Source organism: Rhizobium fabae, from assembly GCF_003985135.1.
GTDB classification, from domain to species: Bacteria; Pseudomonadota; Alphaproteobacteria; order Rhizobiales; family Rhizobiaceae; genus Rhizobium; species Rhizobium pisi.
In genome coordinates, this window is sequence record NZ_ML133657.1 from 179,884 (window position 1) to 202,900 (window position 23,017).

General features: G+C 56.9%; 18 protein-coding genes. 9 read left to right on the top strand and 9 right to left on the bottom strand.

The window, feature by feature from the left end; translation table 11 throughout:
* Positions 1-208 precede the first annotated feature (208 nt).
* The 4 genes from EFB14_RS25270 (at position 209) to EFB14_RS25285 (ending at position 5,248) form a co-directional block, all read left to right on the top strand.
* Positions 209-1,420 (top strand): polysaccharide biosynthesis/export family protein, encoded by a 1,212-nt coding sequence (locus tag EFB14_RS25270; RefSeq protein WP_126829340.1) that lies wholly within the window; start codon positions 209-211, stop codon positions 1,418-1,420.
* 82 nt (positions 1,421-1,502) lie between these two features.
* A complete protein-coding gene (locus tag EFB14_RS25275) occupies positions 1,503-2,213 on the top strand; it encodes a sugar transporter (RefSeq protein WP_126829388.1) in 711 nt (236 codons plus the stop codon).
* A 51-nt stretch (positions 2,214-2,264) separates the two neighbouring features.
* A complete protein-coding gene (locus EFB14_RS25280) occupies positions 2,265-4,541 on the top strand; it encodes a polysaccharide biosynthesis tyrosine autokinase (protein WP_126829341.1) in 2,277 nt (758 codons plus the stop codon).
* Positions 4,541-5,248 carry a hypothetical protein gene (locus EFB14_RS25285; protein ID WP_126829342.1) on the top strand — a complete coding sequence of 236 codons (708 nt, stop codon included), beginning with the start codon at positions 4,541-4,543 and terminating at the stop codon, positions 5,246-5,248. Before EFB14_RS25280 ends, EFB14_RS25285 begins: the two co-directional genes overlap by 1 nt.
* A gap of 170 nt (positions 5,249-5,418) precedes the next feature.
* On the opposite strand, the gene rapA2 is transcribed toward EFB14_RS25285, so the two are convergent.
* A complete protein-coding gene (gene rapA2 / locus EFB14_RS25290) occupies positions 5,419-6,126 on the bottom strand; it encodes a calcium-binding lectin RapA2 (protein WP_126829343.1) in 708 nt (235 codons plus the stop codon).
* Between the two features lie 683 nt (positions 6,127-6,809).
* Between rapA2 and EFB14_RS25295 the strand changes: the two genes are divergently transcribed.
* The 4 genes from EFB14_RS25295 to EFB14_RS25310 all read left to right on the top strand — a co-directional run bounded on the left by EFB14_RS25295 (position 6,810) and on the right by EFB14_RS25310 (position 12,938).
* Positions 6,810-8,438, top strand: coding sequence for a right-handed parallel beta-helix repeat-containing protein (locus EFB14_RS25295; protein ID WP_126829344.1), 1,629 nt, complete (start codon positions 6,810-6,812; stop codon positions 8,436-8,438).
* 492 nt (positions 8,439-8,930) lie between these two features.
* Positions 8,931-10,697, top strand: a complete 1,767-nt coding sequence (locus tag EFB14_RS25300) for a type I secretion system permease/ATPase (RefSeq protein WP_126829345.1) — start codon at positions 8,931-8,933, stop codon at positions 10,695-10,697.
* Positions 10,698-10,712: 15 nt separating this feature from the next.
* Positions 10,713-12,020 carry an HlyD family type I secretion periplasmic adaptor subunit gene (locus tag EFB14_RS25305; protein WP_126829346.1) on the top strand — a complete coding sequence of 436 codons (1,308 nt, stop codon included), beginning with the start codon at positions 10,713-10,715 and terminating at the stop codon, positions 12,018-12,020.
* A 222-nt stretch (positions 12,021-12,242) separates the two neighbouring features.
* Positions 12,243-12,938 (top strand): SGNH/GDSL hydrolase family protein, encoded by a 696-nt coding sequence (locus EFB14_RS25310; RefSeq protein WP_126829347.1) that lies wholly within the window; start codon positions 12,243-12,245, stop codon positions 12,936-12,938.
* Positions 12,939-12,980: 42 nt separating this feature from the next.
* Here the strand turns inward: EFB14_RS25310 and EFB14_RS25315 are convergent, their stop codons facing one another.
* Together EFB14_RS25315 and EFB14_RS25320 are read right to left on the bottom strand one after the other, a co-directional pair.
* Positions 12,981-13,457 (bottom strand): glycosyltransferase, encoded by a 477-nt coding sequence (locus tag EFB14_RS25315; protein WP_125845302.1) that lies wholly within the window; start codon positions 13,455-13,457, stop codon positions 12,981-12,983.
* Entirely contained in the window at positions 13,454-13,915 is a 462-nt protein-coding gene (locus tag EFB14_RS25320) for a glycosyltransferase family protein (protein WP_125845303.1), read from the bottom strand. The genes EFB14_RS25315 and EFB14_RS25320 overlap by 4 nt, the downstream gene beginning before the upstream one ends.
* 338 nt (positions 13,916-14,253) lie before the next feature.
* Between EFB14_RS25320 and EFB14_RS25325 the strand changes: the two genes are divergently transcribed.
* Positions 14,254-16,347: an acyltransferase family protein gene (locus EFB14_RS25325; protein ID WP_126829348.1), complete on the top strand. Its 2,094-nt coding sequence runs from the start codon at positions 14,254-14,256 to the stop codon at positions 16,345-16,347.
* A gap of 235 nt (positions 16,348-16,582) precedes the next feature.
* Here the strand turns inward: EFB14_RS25325 and EFB14_RS25330 are convergent, their stop codons facing one another.
* From EFB14_RS25330 to EFB14_RS25355, 6 genes are all read right to left on the bottom strand, one after another.
* Positions 16,583-17,602: an acyltransferase family protein gene (locus tag EFB14_RS25330; protein WP_126829349.1), complete on the bottom strand. Its 1,020-nt coding sequence runs from the start codon at positions 17,600-17,602 to the stop codon at positions 16,583-16,585.
* Between the two features lie 97 nt (positions 17,603-17,699).
* The gene (locus tag EFB14_RS25335; protein ID WP_126829350.1) at positions 17,700-19,064 is read right to left on the bottom strand and encodes an O-antigen ligase family protein; all 1,365 of its coding nucleotides are present in this window, start codon (positions 19,062-19,064) and stop codon (positions 17,700-17,702) included.
* Between the two features lie 24 nt (positions 19,065-19,088).
* Entirely contained in the window at positions 19,089-20,072 is a 984-nt protein-coding gene (locus EFB14_RS25340; RefSeq protein WP_126829351.1) for a glycosyltransferase family 2 protein, read from the bottom strand.
* Positions 20,069-20,950, bottom strand: a complete 882-nt coding sequence (locus tag EFB14_RS25345) for a glycosyltransferase family 2 protein (RefSeq protein ID WP_126829352.1) — start codon at positions 20,948-20,950, stop codon at positions 20,069-20,071. The genes EFB14_RS25340 and EFB14_RS25345 overlap by 4 nt, the downstream gene beginning before the upstream one ends.
* Complete coding sequence (locus EFB14_RS25350; protein WP_126829353.1) at positions 20,947-21,921, bottom strand: glycosyltransferase family 2 protein; 975 nt, start codon at positions 21,919-21,921, stop codon at positions 20,947-20,949. The genes EFB14_RS25345 and EFB14_RS25350 overlap by 4 nt, the downstream gene beginning before the upstream one ends.
* Positions 21,922-22,003: 82 nt before the next feature.
* Entirely contained in the window at positions 22,004-22,975 is a 972-nt protein-coding gene (locus EFB14_RS25355; protein ID WP_126829354.1) for a glycosyltransferase family 2 protein, read from the bottom strand.
* Between the last annotated feature and the right edge of the window lie 42 nt (positions 22,976-23,017).

Sequence of the window (23,017 nt, forward strand, 5' to 3'; positions counted from 1 at the left end):
AGATTTTATAGCGGGTATAGCCTTTAGATTGTTGCCGGCGCCAGAAGGGTCGGTTGAGACCGTATTTGCTTCCTGAAGAGCTCGGCGTTGCCGAGCGGCCACAGTTAGAGAATGTTAAACGGCTTTCAGTGATTATTGATCGGGGATTGTCTTGTATTTTGTCAGATTGCGGGGCAGTAGCTCAAAGTGCGTCAACACGGGTTATTCTATGGGTTGTTTTCCTGTCAGTAGTACACGCGTCGCCATTGTTGTAGCGCTAATGAGTATATTGGCAAGCTGCACGTCCTTGCCAAGATCAGGTCCCGATCACAAAGATGTCGATCGAGATGCAACGGTGAAAGTGACAACGAAGGAGCGTCGCGTCGGCATCGATTACGCCCTCGTCGATCTCAGCAAAAACGTCCTGCCGTATTTTACCTCTCCCCAGCCGACTTCCTTCAAGGGTTTTGGCGGCGGTCGAGGCGGAGCGCCCGAAATTCCGCTCGGTTACGGCGACGTCGTTCAGGTTGCCATCTTCGAAGCACAGTCCGGCGGTCTCTTCATTCCGTCCGATGCCGGCAGCCGACCCGGCAATTACATCTCGCTGCCAAGCCAGACCATCGACAGAAACGGGACGATCACGATTCCCTATGCGGGACGGGTTCCCGCCGCAGGTCGCCTGAAGGAAGTCGTCGAGCAGGATATCGAGGATCGCCTGGCGAGCCGCGCGATCGAGCCGCAGGTGGTCATTACGACGACGACAAGCCGCTCCAGTCAGGTGGCGGTGCTTGGTGACGTGAACAATCCGCAGCGCGTCGAGATCAGCCCGGCCGGCGAGCGCGTTCTCGACGTCATCTCTGCCGCCGGCGGTTTGACGACCAACAATATCGAAACGAATGTGACGCTGCAGCGCCGCGGCAAGACGGCGACCGTCGCCTACAACACGCTGTTGAAAACCCCGGCGGAAAATATCTATGTCGCGCCGGATGATACGATCTCGGTCGATCATGAGCGCCGCACCTATCTCGCGCTCGGTGCCGCCGGCATCAGCGGTCGCTTCGATTTCGAAGAGTCCGACATCAGCCTCGGGGAGGCAATCGCCAAGGCTGGCGGACTGCGTGACGACCGCGCGGATCCGGCTCAGGTCCTGCTCTATCGCCTCGCGCCGAAGAAGACGCTTGCCGCAATGCACGTGGATACGTCGAGATTTGCCGGTGAAACGGTTCCGATGATCATTCGCGCGAATCTTCGCGATCCGGCGACCCTGTTCGCCGTCCAGCAATTCAAGATGGAAGACAAGGATATTATCTATATTTCCAATTCGGACTCTGTCGAATTGGTCAAGTTCCTTGACATCGTGAACTCCGTATCGTCCACTATTTCCGGAGTTGCCGACGATGCGAAAGATACTCGCAACGCGGTCGAAGATCTTGGAAATTGATTGAAATAGGCTGGCCGGCACTGGTTGAGAACAATCGGAGCCGGCCGTCTATGCCACGGATTTCATGAAGGAAAGCATCGTTATGGCAAGGTCAGGTGTTTATCGTAAGCTTGCATATAGCGGGATCGTAGTGGCAATGTTTGCCGGCATGACTACGAGCGCCTTTGCTGCCGCTTGCGTGAAGCTTTCAAGTCTGAATACCGTTGATATCAGTGGCTTTACGGCCAACCCCGCCGCTCTGCTTGAGGTGTCGGATCCGCTGGTTTTGTCATCGCGCGTCCGCGCGCTGGTTGGCAGCAGCGATGACGCGCTGGCGCCGGTGATCGAGCAGGCCAAGAAGGCCGATGCCGCACAGATGGCCGCTATCGGTTCCGGCCTTGGGCGGGCCGCAAACAGCTGCCAGGTAACAGATCCGCTCTTCAAACTGGCCATCGAAAAGGCCGTCGCCGAGGCGGCGAGCGCCGATCCGAACCTTGCGCCGCTCCTTGCCGCCTTTGCGAAGGTCCTCGCCGAAGGCGGAACCGCGGCGCTCGGCCCGGGTGGACGTGCTGCAGCTTCTGCATCCGGCATCGGTAATGACGGGCAAATCGGCCCGACAGGGCCCGGAGCGGATGACGGTACGCCGTTCGACGGCGCCGCCACGACTGCCGGTACGCTGAGGGTTTCGAACGTCGGCGACCGCTCGTCCTCGAGCTCGACGACCACCACGACAATCGTCAGCGTAAATGGGGCAGGGCAATCGTCCTCTGACTCGACGCAATCGACGAGTCAGAGTATCCCGGTCATACAATAGCTGGAATTGCCCGTAGATCTTAGCGCTTGACGCCTTTGTTGGAGATCGAAATTGCTGTCACCAGATAAACTTACGCCACGTATCGACCCTTCCCGCGATACGGGAAACGAAGCTGATTTCATCGATTTTGATAAGCTCATCGCAATTGCCCGCCGCCAGTGGCGGATCGTTGCGGCGTGCGCCGTTGCCTTCGGCATTCTGGGCGTCGTGTACGTCATCACGGCGGTTCCGGTTTACACGGCCGATACGAGCGTCCTGATCGATCGCAGCGACAACCAGGTGATCAACCAGCTGGCGGCTTTCGGCCAGTTGGATGATGACGAAGGCACGGTCCTCAGCCAGGTCGAGCTGCTGAAGTCCGACACGATCGCCTACGCCGTGGTTGATAAGCTGAAACTTGTCGACAACCCGCTGTTCATGGCGCCGAAGAACTCGCTTTTTTCCGTCGCATCGTTGAAATCCCTGGTGGATTTCAAATCATGGTTCGCCGATGATGGCGCCGATGCGCCCGATGTAGACATGAAGCGGCGCGGCGCGGCTGAGACCGTGGTGGCCAATATCGATGTCGAACGTGTTGGCAAGTCCTACGTTCTCGATGTCAGCTATACCTCGCAATCCCCCGATCTGGCGCGTCAAATCGCGTCGGCGATTGCCGACGTCTATATGGTCGACAAGCTCAATTCGAAATACGAGGCAACGCGCCGGGCCGGCGAATGGCTGCAGGAGCGCATCGAAGAACTCCGGCAGCAGGCGCTCGATACCGACCTTGCGGTCCAGAAGTTCCGCAGCGAGCATGGACTGGTCGAGGCAGCCGCCGGAACGCTTCTCAGCGATCAGCAGCTATCCGAGCTGAACAGCCAGTTGATCAGCGCCCAGGCCGCGACGGCGCAGGCTGAAGCAAAATATACCCGCATCAAGTCGATCATCGACGCCAAGCAGACCGACGCGATCGTCACCGACGTCCTCGACAGCTCGATTGCGAATGATCTCCGCAAGAAATATCTGGAGGCTTCGAAGCTCGACACTGAGATCGAGGCGCGGCTTGGCCCTGATCACGTGCAGGCGGTTCGCCTTCGCGCGGAGATGGCGGAATATCAACGGCTCATGTTCGACGAGTTGAATCGTATCGCCGAGAGCTATCAGAGCGAACTGCAAGTGGCGAAGTCGCGGGAGACCTCCCTGCGCGATAGCGTGACACAGGCGACGGGCGTGGCCGCGACGGCTGGCGAAACCCAGGTGCAGCTTCGCGAGCTCGAGCGGACGCGCGATACCTACAGGAATCTCTACCAGAACTTCCTGACGCGCTACCAGGAAGCCATTCAGCAGCAGAGCTTCCCGATTACCGCCGCGCGTATCATCACGACCGCTGAGACCCCGACGAAGCCGAGCGCCCCGAAGAGAAGCCTTGTCGTCGCTTTTGCGATGTTCCTGGGATGTGCATTCGGAAGCGGTATCGCAGCATTCCGTGAATTCCGAGACCGGTTCTTCCGCACCGGCGATGATGTCAAGGACATGCTCGACGTGGAATCTCTTGGCGTCATGCCGTTGGTTGAGGATAACGTCGACGATCCGACGCTGGTCGATCCAGGCAATCCGCGAAGCATAGCCAGGGGCAGCAAGACCACGACCTATGCCGAGGAACATCCGCTTTCGGCATTCGCCGAGACGCTTCGAAGCGCGAAAATCGCCATCGACATCAGTGCGGCCGATCAGCGCTGCAAGGTCATCGGCGTCGTTTCGAGCCTGCCTGGCGAGGGCAAGTCGACGACATCCATCAATTTTGCCAAGCTTTTGGCAATGCAGGGGGCACGTTGCCTGCTGATCGATGGCGATATGAGAAATCCGGGGGCGACCCGCGCAATCGGCCGCCATGCTGAGGCCGGCCTGCTTGAAGCGATCGTCGACAACCGCCCGCTCAAGGATCTCATCCTCCTCGATCCCAAAACAAAGCTCGCATTTCTGCCGACGGTGGCGCGCTATCGCGTTCCACACTCTTCGGAACTGCTTGCTTCGCGCGGCATGGATCAGCTGCTTGAAACGGCGCGCCAGAGCTTTGATTACATCATCATCGACTTGCCTCCTCTGGCTCCGGTGGTGGATGCGCGCGCCATCAATCCGAAGCTCGACGCAGTCGTCTTCGTGATCGAGTGGGGCAAGACGTCGCGGAAGGTGGTTCAGTCGACCCTGTTGTCCGAGCCGGATCTCTATAACAAATGCGTGGGTGTGATCCTGACCAAGGTCGATCCGTCGCAGATGAAGCTCTACCGGACGTTCGGCTCAAGCGAATATTATTATAAGCGCTATTCGCGGTACTATACCGAAAGCTGATGGCCAGCGGTCGGTTCGTCTCGGTCACCAGGATCGTTTTCGTAATCGTCACCGCCATTTTCGCAGCGTTAGCCGGTCGAGAGCTGTACGCTTCAATAAGGGCGGCCAGCATCTCGATCGTCGCCGAAAGGATCGAGCGCGGCGAGACCGTCGCGGATGATGTGACGGCCAAATACGCCTCTCGAACCGTCGATATGATTGCCAGAGATTATTGCCGGTCCGATATCACAGCGGCTGGAGTTACGCTTGTTCTGGCACAGCTCGATCGGCAGAATATCAATAGCAATTACGACGCCTGGGTTGTTGCCGCCTCGAACGCCCGCCGTTATCTGCAATATGCTCTTTCCTGCATGCCGACGAACAGCAATTTCTGGCTGCGCCTGGCGGCCGTTCAGTCGGCCATTGCGGAAGAGCCGCTGTCGATTGCAGGGATGATGAAGCGTTCTGTTGCGCTCGCGCCCTATGACCAGTCAATGATTCTGAGCCGGTTTTATTTTTGGAACGGTTTCACCGATGCGACGCTTTCGGCGGCAAATAGTGCGCTCGATAGCGATCTCACGACGATGCTGAAACTCGGCGACCGGTGCATGGTCAACGCCACCATAAAGAGGCAGATCAGCCCGCAACTCCGTCCAATCTTTGATAGAACCTGGACAAGCGTCGGAACGGCGGCGACGGCACGCTTCCAACAGCGCTGCAGCAAATAACCGTTTTCGCGGGTTGTTAAAGGCTGCTCCAAAATTCAAACGAGCCTGTGATCGTGCCAGCAAACAGGCTGCCAACATGGGCCGTCAAAATTCCGGCAAATCAAACTTGATATGCAACAACGCCCGCCGCTTGCGCGGCAGGCGTTGCTTTTTGATTGGCTGATCGGTGATCAGACGACGGCGCCGGAGACGACGTCGGTGCCGGTAATGTTGAGTGTCAGAACGCCGACATCCGTATGGCCGTCGCCGTCAGAGATCTTGTAGTACTGGACGGTTTCCGTGACGTGATCGCCGTTAGCGATATCCGACGTCAGTTCATAGCTGAATGAGCCATCCACTTTGACATGGAACGTGCCGTAAGTGCCGGCGATGTCGGTGGTTGCGCTAGGATTGCCGTTTACGTTCGTGCCGTCGAACACACGAAGGAAGAGCTTGCCGTTGTCGCCCGGAATGTCGTTGGTGAGAACGTTGCCGCCGATGGCATCGCCTTCGTTGAAGCTCAAGTGATCATCGACAGCGACCGGCTTGACCTGGGTTACGCCCTGGATGTTCAAGGTGAACACGCCGACGTCGGTGTGGCCGGCGCCGTCGGAGATCTTGTAGGAGACGCGTTCGGTCAGCGTTTCGCCGTTGGTGAAGCCGATCTTGGCAGCGGCGCTCAGGACGTAGGTATAGCTGCCGTCCGGCTTGACGAAGAAGGTGCCGAAGTCGCCCTGGATTTCGGTGACCTGGTTGATGCCCTGTTTGGCGCCGACGCTCTGTTGATCGAAGGCGCGCAGGAAAAGGTTGCCGTCTGATGTATCGTTAGACAGTATATTGCCTGAGATGGCATCGGTTTCCAGGAATGTTGCAGTATCATCGGTTGCGTGAATAGCCATTATTGTCTCTCCTTGAATTAATATTCGCGGATCAGGTCTGACCTTCGCGAGCTGCCCGATTAAGTATGTCTTAATATAGCGAGTCAAGAGCATAATTAACGACTAATTAACGTTTTTGGGCAAGCTGTGCAATAATGACACACGCAAAATGTGCATAAGTTGATGAAACACTTGGGTATTATTGCGTTAATGATAAGTGAAGGCGCTGATGCCAAATTGGCTATGATTTTTTCTTCAGGAGATAAGAATGTTTATTCCTGGGCAATTAGTAAGAATACGAGGATCTATGAATGCGAAGATGACATTTTCCTATAATCCCTTCGGGTTAGCGGCGTAACATTGACGTTTGTTTCCGTGCTCTGGCTAACAACTTTGATAATCGGGCGTCTCCGATATAAATGTCATATTTGTGTATTTTTCTAAGTAAATCTGTCCGCAATATCAAGAAATGCATTCCGAATTACCTGCGGGAATTCTGGATGTTCGACGCGGATCCAAGGTAAACGAAACTTTCCGTTGTGCGGTGCAACCTTGTTGCGGCGCAACAATACATGCTCCCGGAAGTTGTTTATCCTCAGAAAGCAAGAATTATCACGAGATACACAGCATTTTAGTGTTTCATTTTAGCAACCGGAGAGAGGTCAGCGGTTACAAGATTTCCAATATCTAGGGAGATTTGCCGCATGACCGTCTACTATGTGAATTCAGTCATAGGATCCGACAAGAACAGCGGAACCAGCGATGGTTCGGCTTTTGCTACATTGTCTGCCGTTGAATCCTTGAAGCTGAAGCCAGGCGACAGCGTGCTCCTTGCCGCCGGAAGCGTGTTCAATGAACAGTTCGACCTGAAATATTCAGGCAGCGTCAGCGCTCCGATCACGATCGGCAGCTATGGCGCCGGCGATGCGCCGGTCATTCGCGGCGGCACTAACGGTATCCATGGTTCGAGTGCTTCGAATATCGTGGTGGAGAATATCAAGATCGCGGATACCGGGGCGAACGCGATATATGCAGGAAGTGTTTCGAACTGGACGGTCCGAAATGTCGAGGTGACGAATGCGGGGCTCTCCGGAAAGGCAGGCTCCGTCAGCTTCCAATTCAGCCAAAACATCACGATCGAGAACAGCACGATTACCGGTGTCCGTGCCGACGGTATTTGGATGGATAAGGTAAACGGCGTCACTCTGGTTAACAACGTCGTCTCCCACAATCAGGGCAGTGTGGCAGACGCGATCCAGCTCAATGATAGCAGCAATATCCTGATCAAAGGCAATTATCTGGATCAGACGGCCGCCAACAGCAACAAGGGTGTGCTGGTGCTGATCCGGGCCGAAAATGCCGTGGTTGAGGACAATACGCTGGTCGGCGGCGGCTTTGGGGTGAGCGCGCAAGCAGGCAAAAATATTGCCATCCACGACAATGATATCTCGGGATTTGGCGGTTACAGCTGGTCGTATGGCATCGGTCTTGGCGATTCCGGTGATGCGAAAAACTACGACATCAGCGGAAATTACGTGCATGGCGGCGTGTATGGTGTTTTGGTCAGCGCTGTCGGCTATCCAAATTATGTCCGCGAGAACATCAATATCCACGACAATGTCTTTGAAGGGCTGTCCTCGTCGGCGTTAAAGGTCGACAGGACGGCATCAGGTTCTTTCCACGACAATATCATAGACAGCCTGGTGACGACGCTGACGATGCCAGCCGCAATTGCCGCCCAGAACACGTTCTCCGTTGGCGAAAACAAGACGCTGGAGCAGGCGCAGGCCGAACTCGACAGTCACGCGAGCGGCGGCACGACCAGCAATTCGGGTTCGCCAATCGAGCAAACGCCTGCCGCACCAGTCGTCGAGCCGCATGTCGAGGCTCCCGCGCAGCCGCAGGCAGGCACTCCGGTGCCGACTGGCGAGACGCACACCACGCCTCTTCCTCCGGTTCCCGTTCCGACGATCGCCGCAGTCCATGACAGTCTGAATATCTCGACCAATACCGGCAGCGCCTATCATGGCAATCTTCTCGAAAATGACAGTGCGGCCAATGGCATCTTGCTGCTGCGCCGCTTCGGTGACAGCGGGGTGGACAAGCACGGCCTGACGCTGACCGGGAAATACGGCGTCATCCATGTGGAAAGTGATGGCGACTACACCTACACGGTCGACGCGGCGAAACTCCACGGTCTGAGCGGCAAGGTCAGCGAGTCCTTCCAGTACAAGATCTCCGATGGCGCTTCGCATACCGACTCGGATAGCTTGAGCATCGCCATCAATGTGGATGCATTCCACAGCAGCCACGCCTCGCACGCCTTGGTCTGATGCGCGTCACGGCAGCATCAGTCGGCCGTTCGTCGGCCGGCTTCCTGCGACTGCGAAGCTCGGTTAATGAAATATCGGCAGTGATCGAACCGGCGAGAGGGGCTGGCGAGCAGTCACAAACTATGTTTGCCGTTCACAGTCAAAGAAACTATAGATTGCATATATAGTTAATCCCCCAGTAAATATCGTGTCTATGCGCGCGAAGCGGTCGCTGCTCTGATCCGTTATTGGGCGTTTTGCAATTTTCACTTGCTTCGATCGGTATATTTAGCGTAGCGTTAACCTGGAGCCGCTGAAATCGTTCGCTATAAATTGGAATTTTCGGTCATCTTTCGGTACGATTCTTATAATAAGTCGTGGCTTGCAAGCGGAAGTTCGGCGTCGGCGCCGGGATCCAAGTAGTCATCATTGATCGGGCCTCACAGCCCGTAGCTGCAACGTGTGCGGGCGTATTTGTTTGTGTGCGGTGCGGCAGAAGAGGGATTAATATTGGTGTTTCAGAGTTCAGCAGCTGATGTCAGCGAGCCATCCAAAGCCTTGCGGAAGTGCAAGGGCGGCCTTGTCTTTATCGGTATAGCAAGCGCGCTTATCAATATCCTTTATCTCACAAGCTCGTTTTTCATGCTTGAGGTGTATGACCGCGTCATTCCGAGCAAAAGCATTCCGACGCTGGCTGCCTTGGCAATACTTGCGCTCACTCTCTACGCCTTCCAGGGCGCGTTCGAAGTCCTGCGCAGCAGGATGCTCGTGCGTGTTGCCGGCTCGCTTGATGAGATGATGCACGGACGTGTATTCCGGGCGATCATCAAGGCGCCGTTGAAGGTCAAGATCGGCGGCGACGGGCTTCAGCCGCTGCGCGACTTCGACCAGATCAGGACTTTCCTCTCCGGCATGGGCCCGACGGCGATGTTCGATCTGCCCTGGCTGCCCTTCTATATCGTGATCTGTTTCCTGTTTCATCCGGCGATCGGATATATCGCCATCGGCGGCTCTCTGGTTCTCGCTATCCTGACGTTCCTGACCAATCAGGGAACGCGGACGCTCTCGAAAAAGCAATCCGACGCCGCCAATATGCGGAATGGCTTTGCCCAGACCTCGATCCGCAACTCCGAAGTCATCCATGCGATGGGCATGGCCGGCACGATGGCGGAAATCTGGGATCGGAAGAATGAGGAGTACCGCACCATCACCCGGCAGGCCTCGGATGTCGGCAACGGATATGCGACCCTGTCGAAGATCTTCCGTATTGCCCTGCAATCGGGAACGCTCGCGACCGGCGCCATCCTGGTCATTCAAGGGCAGGCTTCCTCGGGCATAATCATTGCCGGTTCCATCCTGACGTCCCGCGCTCTGGCGCCTGTGGAAGCTGCGATCGGAAACTGGCGCGGTTTCGTTTCCGCACAGCAAAGCTGGGCGCGGCTTTCCAATCTCCTGAAAACCATTCCGGAAATTCCGGCCCCGCTCGCGCTTGCGGCTCCGTCCAAGCAGGTCACAGTCGAGGGGCTGGCAAGCGGCCCGCCGGCAGGCCAGCGCCTGGTCATTTCCGACGTCAGCTTCGGCTTGAGGGCAGGGAGCGCGCTCGGGGTCATCGGTTACAGCGCCTCGGGCAAGTCGTCATTGGCGCGTGCGATGATGGGCATCTGGCCGACCGTCCGAGGATCCATTCGTCTCGATGGCGCAGCACTCGACCAGTGGGATACGGACGCGCTCGGCCGGCACATCGGCTATCTCCCGCAGGACGTCGAGCTTTTCTCCGGCACCGTCGCGCAGAATATCTGCCGCTTCGCCAAGGACATGTCGCCCGAGGCCGTGGTCGCCGCGGCAAGGGCGGCGCGTGTTCACGATCTCATTCTTCGTCTGCCGAACGGCTATGAAACGGAAATCGGTGAGGGCGGGGCATCGCTCTCGGCCGGCCAGAGACAGCGTATCGCGCTTGCAAGGGCGCTCTACGGCGAGCCCTTCCTCGTCGTGCTCGACGAACCGAACTCCAATCTCGATGAGGAGGGCGAACGGGCACTGAGCGCGGCGATCATGAGCGTGCGCGCGCGCGGCGGCATCGTCGTCGTCATCGCGCATCGGTCAGGCGTTCTGGCGGTGTGCGATTTCGTCCTGATGATGCAGGACGGCCGGATGATCGCGTTCGGTCCCAAGGAAGAAGTCATGGCCCGCGTCAGCCGCCCGGAAGCGGCGCGCGCGCCAATTGCTGAGCGCGTGGCTCAGCTCAAAGTCGTCGTCGACGGCATGAATGCGGCCGAATAGGCCGGAGGACGTATTGTGAGCAAGATCATCAGTGAATCGAAGCGCTCGCTCAATCGCCATGTCATGGTTGTCGGCGCTTTGTCGATCGCCCTCGTTTGCGGCATTGGCGGCTGGGCAGCAACGACGGAACTTTCGAGCGCCGTCATCGGCGAGGGCGTGGTCGTCGTCAACGGCGATGTGAAGAAGATCCAGCACCTGACGGGCGGTATCGTGTCGCAGCTCCTAGTCGCGGAAAATGACCATGTGACGGCTGGACAGGTCCTCATACGGCTCGATGGAACGACGACAAAAGCCCAGCTCTCGATCGTCGAGAGCACGCTCGCCCAGCTTTATGCGCGCCGTGCCCGTCTGAAAGCGGAACGGATCGGCGCCGAGTCGTTCGAGGTCGAGGAAAATATCAGCGATCTGACGTCCAGCACCTCGGCGCAGAAGCTGCTCGACGGCGAGCAGAAGCTGTTCGATAGCCGCAGGTCAGCGCTTGTGGGAATGAAGAGCCAGCTGGAGTCGCGCAAGGATCAGTTGGGCGAGCAGATCAAAGGGTTGGTCGTCCAGATCAACGCGACCAATGATTCCCTCGGCCTGATCGAAGAGGAGCTGGAAGGCGTCGACACCCTCTACAAAAAGGGTCTCGTCACGCTTCAGCGTTTGAATCAGCTGAAGCGCGCGCGCGCCGATCTCCAGGGCAATAGCGGCCAGGAAATCGCGGCGAAGGCGGAGGCCGAGGGCAAGGCGATCGAGATCGATCGCCAGTCGATCCAGCTGGATGAAGATCGTCGTTCGGAGATCGCCAAGGATCTGACCGATGTCGAAGCACAGATCGCCGAATATGAAGAGCGCCGCGGAACTGCGCTCGATCAACTCCACCGTCTCGAGATTACCGCGCCGCTGAGCGGGCGGGTTCACGAGCTTGCTGTTCACACCGTCAATGGCGTCATTGATCCCGGTCAGACGCTGATGCTCGTCGTTCCCGAAAATGACGATCTCACGGTCGAGGCGAAGGTCGCGACCCGCGACATCGACCAGATTCACGTCAGCCAATCCGTCGATGTCAGGTTCAGCGCCTTCGATCAGCGCACGACGCCTGATGTGAGCGGCGAGATCACCTCCATCGCGCCCGATATCGTCAGGGACGAGCGGACAGGGATCAGCTACTATCCCATCCGTGTCAAGCCGAAGGCTGAAAGCCTGGCGAAGCTGAAGTCGATAAAGCTCTATCCGGGCATGCCCGCCGAAGTCTTTATCAAGATCGGCGACAGGACCGTTATCTCCTATCTCACGAAGCCGCTGAGCGATCAGATGCAGCACGTATTTCGCGAGGAGTGATTGGCGGCCGCCGCGCCGTTTTGAGGCGCGGCGAAAGATGGTTGCCACTATCCGCTGGACTGGAGTTGGGGCTCATTCCTGTCGTCTTGGGCGGGCATGAGTGATCGTTTCGATGACATTGTCTCGCGGTGCTCCAGGTCGGCGTTGGGAAGGATGTAGCAATTCTCCCAAATGACCGGCTGCCCGCGTGACGTATCGTTTCCGCCGGGATATGGTCTCTCCATGACAGGTTTGCGGCTTTGGCGAGCGATGCCAATTGAGAGACGACTGGCGTATGGACTGGTTCTGTTTTTGGTGTCCCTCGTGACGGTCTCGGCACCGAAAAGCGGTTATGCCGAAAACCTTCCGCCGTTGAAAATCGTGGCTTTCGGGACGTCCTTGACCGCCCGTGGCGGCTGGCAGCCGGCCCTCGAGAAAGATCTGGCAGCCTGCCTGCAGCGGCCGGTGAACGTCGTCAGCGTTGCGAAAAGTGGTGAGACGACCATATGGGCCCTGACCCAAATCGATCGCGTCGTCGCCGAGCAGCCGGATGTCATCCTGATCGAGCTCTACGCCAATGACGCAACATTGCAGAGGTTCGTATCGCTTTCGCGAAGCCGGCAGGATATCGGCGAGATCCTCGATCAGCTCCGGCAGCGCGTGCCGCGGGCGCGGATTATCGTCATGGCGATGAATCCGTTTTCAGGCCTGCGCGGCCTGATCCGGCCTTTCGTCGAAAGCTACATCTCGGCCCATGAGGCGGAAGCCCGGAAACGTGGCCTGGAGTTCGTCGACCACCGGCCCAACTGGGAGCGTCTGGCGCCGGGAGACCTCTGGGCAGCAATTCCCGACGGTGCGCATCCCCTGCCTGACATTGCGTCCAAAATCATCGTGCCGGAACTTGTCAAACATATTGCCGGCCGCAATTGCGGAGGATAAAAATCTCTCCTTTGCCGGGGCGGCCCGCGGCTGTTCTCGCGCTCAGGCTGTCGCGAGATAGCCTTTCAGGTAATTGACCAGCGATGTCCGTCCGACCTCAGACGGATCTTCGTGAGAAGGACTGTCCAGCTCGTCGAGAAGATAGTTTTTGAGTTCGTCATCGTTATGCGCGACATAGATGCCGGGCCGGCCCGCGAGCTGGCTCACCGTGGCAAGCTGATGATCGTTTCGGTGCTCGCCGAGGGCTGCCTTTCTCGGAACGAGAATGATCGGTTTCCCAAAACGTTTTGCCGTGAGGACAGTGCCGATCCCCGCATGAGAGACGATAACGGTCGCATCGCGAAAGACGCTATCGAAATCCGCAGGTTCGATATTCTTGATCCATTTCATGTTCGCGGGCGTGTAGGTGCCCTTGCCGATCTGGGCCAGAACCGGTCTGGTCAAATCTTTTGCGAAGGTGTCGACGGCCTTGACGAGGCGATCGAACGGCAGCTGCGTTCCGACGGTAACGAGGATCAAAGGACAGCTCCTGCGTAATGCGGGCCATCAGGCCGCGAGAGATGTTGCCATTGTGTGAGCCAGAGCGTTGCAATATGGCCGGCCAGTTTTCCCGATAGGGACAACTTCTCGACGTTGGCAACGCTATCGATCCAGATCGTTCGCTTGCCCGTCAATTTGCCGGCAAGCAGGCAAAAGAGCCCGGGCGCGGCACCGGTCGAGATAACGACGTCGGGTCTGTGCTTGAGGACGATATAGAAGGCGCTGAAAAAACACCGGATCGACATGGTGATCGAGTCACGGCTGCAATCGGGAAGGACCAGGCCGTCCCGAATGTCGTATTTTTTCAAGAGGCCGGGGATCGTGGTCGCGAAAATAACCTCGCTGCCGTCGAAGGCAGCACGCATTGCCATCAGCTGTTCCCAGTGGCCACCGCCCGACGACGCGGCGAGAATTTTCCGGCGTTTTCCGTCAGTCATAGTCCATGCCTCACACTGTCTTGGGCTGCTGTCGGTCTATCGAAACTTTCAATCGACTTCCCAGGGTTGAACTTCAATTTATGTTTGCTACGCAATACGATAAACTGGGCCTTAGCCTCGGCGAGGATGCCCGAACATCAGCAGGATACCCACTATTCACAGCATCGCAATATTCGTATCGATTCGCATTGCGATGCGCCAACCTGTTCGATTCGCTCAAATTTGAGAAGTGTTAAACTTCCCTATTGCAATGCATCATTTTAGGATGCATTGCAATACAACTCCGTTAGCATCGACGCCGCCAGCCAAGCTGGGCATCGCTTCGAAGGGATATCCGGATGCATAACAACTCCGCACGGGCCTATCGTCCTGATGTAGATGGTCTTCGTTCGATCGCCATCATTTCCGTTGTGTTATTTCACGCAGGTCTGAGGCCATTTTCGGGCGGTTTCGTCGGCGTCGACATTTTCTTTGTCATCTCCGGATATCTCATTACGGGGCATATCTATAGCGACGTCCTCAAATCCGAATTTAGCTTCGCAAAATTTTACGTCCGGCGAGCAAGACGGATATTGCCGGCATTGTTTTTCGTCCTGAGCGCTTCCTTTCTAATCGGTTTCCTCCTGCTCTCCCCCGGGGAGTTCAAGAAATTTTCGCTCAGCGCCGTCGCGGCGATGTTCGGTATTTCCAACATCTATTATTGGTTTTCCAGCGATTATTTCTCGCCCGCAGCCGATCAGATGCCGATGCTGATGACCTGGAGCCTCGGTGTCGAAGAACAGTTTTATATGGTCTTCCCCTGGATCATTCTGTTCCTGAACCGCTTCTTCAAGCGGGGAATTCTTCCAGCAATCGTGACGCTCGTCGTTCTCTCATTCATATTTTCCGTCGTGGCGCTGAAGATCGACCCGGCTTTCACCTTCTACCTACTCCCCAGCCGTGCATGGGAACTGGGAATTGGCGGCAGTCTCGCTGTCATGGAGATCAAAGGCGTGCGTTTCGATCAAGGGAGGAAAGCCGTCGTCAATGGGATTGCTTTCATCGGCGCGATATTGATTGCCGCACCCATCTTTATCTACAACGATTCCACGCCTTTTCCCGGTGCTTCGGCGCTGCTGCCGGTTCTCGGCTCGGCGCTGATCATTGCCAGCCCCGGCTCGTTTGTTGCCCTGGCGCTTGGTTCGCGGCCACTCGTTTTCATCGGGCTTGTCTCCTATTCCTGGTATCTTTGGCATTGGCCGCTCTTAAGTTTCGCCAGCGTTTCGTCCGTCTGGCCATTGCAGCAGTCGGCCGCTCTGATCATCGTCTCGATCTCATTTATCCTGGCGGTTTTGACATATTACCTCGTGGAGAAGCCGTTTCGGCGCCCGGGCATTTCCAATGGCCGCACACTTTGGCGTTACGCAACTGCCTTGGTCATTTTCACTCTTCCTTTTGCGCTGGCCGTGGTGATGGCCGGAGTTCCGCAGAGATTTGGTCCACAGGTTGCGATGATCGAAAAGGTCATATCCACCCGTGAGTCATGCCTCGTCTCCTATGGTGCGGCCTCTCCCGCCAATGGCGCAGGGTGCCAGCCCGGAGGCGATGCCGGGCCTGCAATAGCGCTGATCGGCGACAGCCATGCAGCTGCGCTTGCGCCCGGATTGAGGGCGGTTGCGCAAGAGCGCGGCTACCAGCTTTATGTCTTCACCAAATCATCCTGCCCGCCGCTGACGGGCGCAACGCGCTATATGCCAAATCATCCGGCTCATGCCGCGGAATGCGCGGCTTACAATGCCAGGGTGATGGATTTGCTGCGCGGGAACGGCGCCATCAAGAAAGTGATCCTGGCCGGATACTGGTCTGCTCCAATGCGGGAGGCAGAAACCGGCTCGCGTTACATTCATCCGGGCGCCAACGGCGCGGCGCAGCCCGAGGAGGCAAATGGGCCCACCCTTGAGTCGGCGCTTGCCTCGCAGATCTCGCAATTGCGGGAAATGAACAAGGATGTCGTTCTTCTGCAGGACGTTCCCTTGTTCAATTTCAACCCGGTCCGTTTTGGGCTCCAGCGCGCGATACCCTTGAGATCGACATTCGGGACATGGCTTGATGGCGACCGCGATTTGACACCTCACGACGCCCCGATGAAAGCCGTCGTCAATTTCAATGATCCGGTAAGGGATATCGTGACGCGCGTCGCGGAGAAATCACCCCCCGGCGTCACGCTGGTCGATCCTTTTGGGGCGCTTTGCCCGCAAGCCCGGTGCCGCTTTTCCACGGCCGACGGCGCGCCATTGTTCACCGACAACCAACATCTGTCGACTGTCGGCTCGGCGCTCACGGCAAGGGCAGTGCTTTCGGCGGACAACGAGAACAAGATGCGGACGACGTCTTTCGAGACCCAGCCTGTGGTGACGGGTGCAGCTGAATCCAACCACGCGCCGGTGCGCTGAAGCGCATCGCGATCTTTCAGATACGCTGACCGCGCTTTAGATCTTTGGTTTTCCGCGATCTCGTGATCGCAAACCGCTGAGCGCTTGCACGACATGCGCGTCCTCTCAGACGCACATCGGACGCTCTGACACCTAAATCAACGCATCGGCCCGAAAATCAATTCCGATTTTCGGGCCGATGTGTGCGCCAGGCGGTCAGACTGATTTCGTGCGGTAAGGTTTCGTGGAAACTGTCTTATGCGGCGACGACCTTGCCGCGGAAGCGCATTGACTTGAGATAGCGTCCTACCGGCTTCTCGATGAACATGTAAATCAGCGCGCCGCCACCGGCAGCAATCACCACATCCATCGGGCGCCAAAACAAGAGATACTGGAAATTTATCCCTGAAAGCTGGGTCAAGGCCGCGAACAGGTTCCCGCTCAATGTGAAGAACAGTTGCTGGAATATGTAGATCGAAAAAGAAGCGGCGCCCAGAAATTTCAACCACGGCATATTAGGTACCCAGCCAAGCCTCTCACTCGTCAACGCTGAGGCGACGATCAAAACGGCCAAGCCACCCCATGCAAGCCTGCCGAAAAAATACGAGCATGCAAACAAACCTGCGGCGAGAAGACCGGCTATCATGAGGGCACGCAACACCGACACATTTCGCAGCGTCAGACCGTATATCCGTCCTAAAATCGTGCCGGCCAAGAACTCAAGGAGGAGCGGGCTGGTGTAGGTCGTGGAAATAGCGCCTTGTGACGGAATGGCTTCTCCCAGAGCGACCAATACACAAAAGCATGCTGCCAGTGCCCAAACGCGGAGGCTTTGGGGAGCGAACAGAATAAGAGAGAATATGGCATAGAAGTACATTTCGTAATTCAGGGTCCAGCCCTGGAGGATCACGGGCCAAGCCTCCCCATGCGCGTTCAGGTATGGAATAAACAACATGGACGAAATCAGCGAGACCACATCGGTCTCGTATCGGTGGACCGGAATCCCGACGAGAACCAAAAGTCCGCCCGCAAGGATCGCCAGCCAATACATGGGGACGACGCGAATAATCCGATCAACCAGAAAAGCAGATGGTGTTTTTTCTTTCGCGTCGGTCGTGGCGATCATGACGAAGCCGCTGATCACGAAGAACAAGTCAACCCCATGCGTCCCAATCGAAAATATTTCTATCCGGTGGTAAAGCAAGACTCCGATGGCCGCCAAAGCTCGAAGATATTGAAGTGATAAAATCTCTTGCGGCTTTTGTATCGTTGTCATTATTTTTCCCTCTTCGCGCGCAGCCCAGCGCGATTTGCGGACGGCAAGACTGCCGCAGCTCGTGATTTCCGACGAGAATTAATTGCAGTCGGATTTGCTACTGTGGCGTCGCATGCCGGCTATCGGCAATAAGATCGCGCATCGATCTACCAGTGTTTTTTGGCTTGCTCACGGGAAGCGACACGACCAGATAGGGCCAAAGGATGACCGGGGCCAGCATCATTCCCGCTTCCATCATTGAACCAACGACGATGAGGAGAATGATAGCAACTTCTTTGGAGTGCGTGTCGCGAAGATCCCCGGAACGTTGGGTCGCGGTCAGGCGGCCACCGAGGCGCTGAAGAACAAAAACTGTCCAGGCAATCATGCCGGGAACGCCGATGTTGAGGGCAAGTTCCAGGTAAGTATTATGTGTCGAGCGCGCATCAAAGGTCAGCTCGACATATTGCTCCATAACTTCGGGTTGGCGGAAAGCCGCAAAGCCGTAACCAAAGATCGGGCGGTCGTAGACCAGCGGCAGCAACTGGTCCCAGATATTGGTACGTCCGGAAAATGTAAGGTCTTTTCCAAATGCGTCCGCAATCATCTGGGCTACACCGAGATAGGCGAAGGACGCGGCGACCCCGAGAAGAAGGCAGAAGAAGAAGACAAAGAAGGAGCGCGCCAGCGAGTTTCTCACGGACTGCATCATGTGCGAGCCGATCAAGGCAGATATACCGATAGCCACCATGACAACGGCGGTCGAGGACTTGGAGACAACGATGAGCAGGAGGGTGCAAAGCAATGCCGCCCAGCGCAGAAGCTGGCTGTAGCGCAGCCGGCCCTTCGGTATTCCCACCGATAGCATGGCGATGAAACTGACAGCGCAAAACTGACCCAGGCCGTTCTTGTGGTAGAACAAGCCTTTTATCATGCCGGCATAGGAGCCGCTCATGATAGCGTATCGCGGGAAGGCGACGGTATATAGAATATTCGCAAACGCCGCGAATATGCCGAAATTGATCAGGACCTGGAAGGTGGCAACACTGCCGTAGCGAAACCTGTAGAGCAGCGGTGCCACCGTCAGTATCGCCACCGCGGCAATACCGCGGACGGATGCGCCAAAGCTGATCGAGACCCCAAGTGATATAATTGAAAATGCGCTAACGACGATGAGCAGAACCGGTATTCTACGAAAATAGGAGACAAAACGGTTTGGCTCCAGCCAGATGTAAAGTCCGATCAACGGAATGAGGCTGTACAGCATCAATTTCTGCGCGAACGGATCGACAGGCGCGTCCTCGATGAAATTTGACGGATAGCCATACCACATTCCTGTTGTTCGCAGGAGCGTCAGATAAAGCATTCCGGTGAGGAGCCCACGGACGAATGTCTCTTTCTTAATGCCGCGACGTGGCCGCGACCGGGCGAGCGGCCGTAGCCTTATTGCTTCGTCCGAAACATAAGAAGGGCTGTAACTCATCCGAGGTCGCTCCCGCAAATATTACTAAAGGGCGGCATTGGGCTTATATTCCTGGTATGCGTGACCGAGAATGCCGTTGACCATGCCGGCGCCGCGCAGAACATGGGTGAGCGCCCGCATCCCCCAGTAGGGTGAAATCAGGATCGCCGGCAGCATGGCCAGACCGAGCACGACTCTCGTGGCGCCATAGGCTGCGCGGTAGATCCGGCGCTTGAGGTTGCCATGCAGCACCTCACTGACCGCGAAGGTATTGCCGAGCCGGTATTGTCTCTGCAGCACCCATTTCCAAGTCATCCGGTTTGCCGGAACGATATCATAGACGAGCGCCTTGTCAGCCCAGAAAACCTTCATGCCGCGGCGGATGGCCTGATTGAAGAAAAGATAGTCGGTGCCCCCGGTGTAGCGCATCTTTTCTTCAAAACGCAGGTTCCACGAGCGGATCAGGGGATAATCGAACATGACGTTGTTCGAAGCTGCGTAATTGATGCGTTGACCGTCCTGGTTCTTCTTGCGTTCGAAGACCCTCGCCTTGATGAAATATTCCGGCGGATTCTCCGGATAGACCGGCTGGACCGGACCGTAGACGCAATCGGCGCCGTTCTTCTCGCGGGTCTCCAGCATCGCATCGAGCCAGCCGTCAACCGGCCATTCGTCATCGTCGAGAAAGCAGAAAAGATCAGTGCCGGGAGGGGCAGAATCCAGTGCGCGGTTGCGCGCAAAGGGTATGCCCTGGTTGGTTTCGATGACGTAGATCAGGTCATAGGCGCCGGTTTGGCCGAAGCCCTCCACCGTAGCCTTTGCGCTGCCGCTGGCATCATTGTCCACGATCACCATGGTGAGATGATAGGGACGGGCCGGGTGCCGGACCTGGCGCGTCATCACGTCGAGCAGCTTGGCGATCCCGTCCAGACGCCGATAGGTCAGAACGCCGACGGCAATGTTCAACGGCGCCGTGCCTGTCTCACCGGCGCGGGCAGATGGCTGCGGGAAGGTGTCTTGCTGATTCATGACTGTCCTCTCCGCAACATTTTGCCCAAACGCTTGCGCGCGGCCATCAAGGCCACTTCGGTTGCGGCGTCGCCGAACGGACCGCCGGCCACCGTATTTCGTGCTTCGCTCCGAAGCTTCAGCAGCGATGTGGTTTCGGCGATGCCGCCGGCCACCAGGCTCTTGCCGAGCGTCTGCAATTCATCATAGCGGCGCGCCAGTTCCAGCCCGGTCGCGATCATGATCCGCGGGCGCAGGGTCTTTGCCCTGTTCGTGCCGGTATAGCGGTTCGAGGCATGAATGCGCTGAAACGTCAGCGGGGTCTCGATGATGGCGCCGCGGCCAAGATAGGCAGCGGCAAACTTGATATAGTTGTCGCTGAGAACGACGTCGGTCGCGACGGACATCGGCAGGATCTGGGAGAGCAGGCTGCGGCGGAAGCTCAAGCCTGAGGTCGGTACCGGAAGCGAGGGGAAGCCGCCTTTGCGCAATGTTTCCCGCTTGTCGAAAAGCGTCACCTGCAGCTCTGCAGGAGGCGGATCGCTTTCGTTGGTCGTTACCCGGTCGAAACACCAATCGATCTCGTTGCGGTCGTAGATTTCGGCAATTCGCGTGAGCTTGCCGGGCAGAAACGCATCGTCGGCATCGAGAAGAAAGAGGATATCGCCGCTTGCAGCCGCAAAACCCGCATTGAAGCTCGAAGCCTGACCGCCGTTTTCCTTCAATACGGAGACGATCCGATCGCCATAGGCGGTGATGATCTGGCGGGAATCATCCGTCGATCCGTCGTCGACGACGACAATTTCAAAGTCGGGATAATCCTGGGAAAGAACGCTGTCGATGCATTGGCCGAGATAGCGGGCATAGTTGAAGTTGTTGATCAGCACAGAAAGTTTCAATGCGCAATCTCCTGCGTCATTTGCTGAGAACCATGTCCCGTCGGCATATATCGGCGAATCCCCGCACGGTAGCCACGCATGTAGTAATATTTCCAGATCGCCCAGAACCGCTTCTTCGACCTTGGCAGAGGATAGAGAAAAGCTGCCCGCACTGTCCAGTTGGCGCTCTCAATCCAGGTTCTTAAGGGAATTCCGCCGATTCTCACACCTCTGGGAACGTCCTCCGCAAAAAGCGCCGGCATTCCATAACCCAGACGTTCCCCGCGTTTCTGCACCCAGGTTTCCGTAACGCTCGAGGCCGGGATCCAATGATGAACAATGGCCTCGGCGCACCGATATGTTTTCACGCCGGTGCGGGAAAGGCGGCTGACGATTTCCGTATCTTCTCCCATCGCAAAAAGGCCGCCTGGGAGAGGGCCGATATCTTCGCGGAACCGGACATTGCTGCCGAGCAATTCCCGGCGGACGGCGGTGTTCGGACCCCAAATTTTTGTCGGGTCGCAAGGGCCGCTCGGCTCCTCGTCTGCGATGGCGAAGGTTGATCCCATGGGGATCCAATCCAACAGCGGATTGCCTTGCGGATAGTGCTCCCAGTTTGGAAGAATTCCGCCGCCGAAGACGCCAAAATCCGGGTTGGCCTCCGCGCAGGCGGCAAGCGTGCTCAACCAGTTGACGTCTGCTTCGACGTCGTCGTCGGTAAAGACGACCAGTGCTCCCCGCGCTTTCGCCAAAGCCGCGTTCATGGCTCCGGATTTTCCAGGGCGCGGATGACGAATGACCGTCATCGGCAGCTTCTGCGCATACCGCTCGAGAAGCTCCTGCGTTCCGTCGCTGCTGTTGTTGTTGACGGCAATCAGTTCCCATTGTTCGAGGGGAAAGTTCTGCGTCAACATGGAATCCAGCATTTGCTGGAGGCGACGTCCGGCACCGTTGAAGGACGAGAAGACGACACTGATTTTGGGATCCGTCATCAAATTCTCCTGCCTATCGAAGCGCGAAAAATAGGGGTCTTGCCGGAGCATTTTCCGGCGACGTCAACGCGATGCAATGCGCTCATTTGTCGGCACCGATGCGAGAACAGATCAAGCTGTTCATCGTCGTCCGCTGCTTGAGGAATTGACGCAGGATTCCTTGCCTGACCGATTGTGCCCAGAGCAATTTGAAGCGAAGGCCGCTTTGGGGAAGGCTCTTCAGGATGAAGCTCGCCGGCGCCATGACAAGCCAGCTCAAGGCGCTGCCAATGGGAAGGCCACCAATCTTTGCCTTTCTGTCGAACAGGTTCGGCCGGATGATAACCAGCCCCATGCCGTAGCGTTCTCCGCGCCGCAAAACCCAACCTTCCTCTACATAGCCCTTCCTGACCATGTGGCGGACCTTCGGCCTCTGCGAATGAAAGGCTTTGGCGCCGTTCCTTTCCAGCCTCATGGCGAATGCGGTGTCTTCGCCCATCGGAAACTGTGCAACGGTGGCGTCCGGACCGAGATCGTCATGAACGATGTAGCCGGGGCCCAATATGGAACGGCGGAAGGCCGAATTCGGCCCTGAAATCAAAGCCGCGGATATCGGTCCTTCCCGAAGGTCGTCGTTGAGAGCGTAGAGGATGCCCATATGCCCGTACTTCATCAACAACGGACCAGGCTTTTCCTCCCATTCGGGCATGATCAGGCCGCCGAATATGGCAAATTCCTGCTGTTCGTTTGCCAAAGCGAGGAACTGCTCGATCCAATCCGGCTCGGGAATCACGTCGTCATCGGTCAAGATGACCAGCTCGCCTTCCAGATGGCGGAAGCCCTGTGTCAGCGCATGTTGCTTGCCTTGTTTGGGCTCGAAATAAACTTCCAGCGGCAGCCGATCTTGATAGGACTTCAAGACTTTTGAAGTCTCATCATTGCTGTTGTTGTCGACGGCAACGATTTTCCACTCGTCATGTGGCAATGTGGAGGCGCACAACGCATCCAGCATGGTGGGCAGGGTTTTGGCGCCATTATAAGTCGAGAAGAGTATTGTTACTTTGACTTTGCTCATCTGAGCCCTCCGAACGACGCTGTGTTCGATCAGCAACCACGT